The 554-nt window shown below is 42.6% G+C and carries 1 protein-coding gene; it reads right to left on the bottom strand.

Annotated features, from left to right (window positions below):
- On the bottom strand, positions 1-554 hold a 554-nt coding region (locus tag ACH0AB_RS11950), incomplete at both ends, for a transposase (RefSeq protein WP_406878283.1).

Consider the following 554-nt stretch of genomic DNA (forward strand, 5'->3'; position numbering starts at 1 on the left):
GGGGTTAAAGCCACCAAGCGATTTGACTTTAACGCAAAGATGAAATGCTTGTTAGCTTTACGAATATGTTTGAATGTCGCTTTGGCTGAAAACCAAGAATCGGCTAATACATAGTCGAATTTGACTTGGTTTTTGATTGCCCTATCAAACATATCAAGCAGTCGCTGATTTTTGGTTTTATCACTTTTACGTTTAACCTTGCCTTTGTCATCGGTAAAGACATTGGGTTTGGTGATGATGTCAAAGCTTAAGGGTATGTCGATATCTTTGCGATGATACAGACAGTTAAGCAGGTTAATGCCTTTAACATTTTTGTTTTGGGTGTGGTCGTAGTGCCAGCAGTTGATGTCGTCGACGCTTGTGTGCGGTTTGGGCTGTATGGTGTCATCAAAGATGAGATAGCCGATGGCATTGGGTGTGGCATTTTCATGCTGTCTTAGCATGGGTTTAATCAGTTGCCATTGTTCTTTGGCGGTGAGTGTTTCACTGTTTAGAAAGCGGGTGATGCTGTCATGGTAGATGCTCCCTTGTAGTAGATTGGCAAGTCCTGTGGC

Origin of the sequence: Moraxella sp. 179-F 1C4 NHS, from assembly GCF_045370505.1 — a bacterium.
GTDB classification, from domain to species: domain Bacteria; phylum Pseudomonadota; class Gammaproteobacteria; order Pseudomonadales; family Moraxellaceae; genus Faucicola; species Faucicola tetraodonis.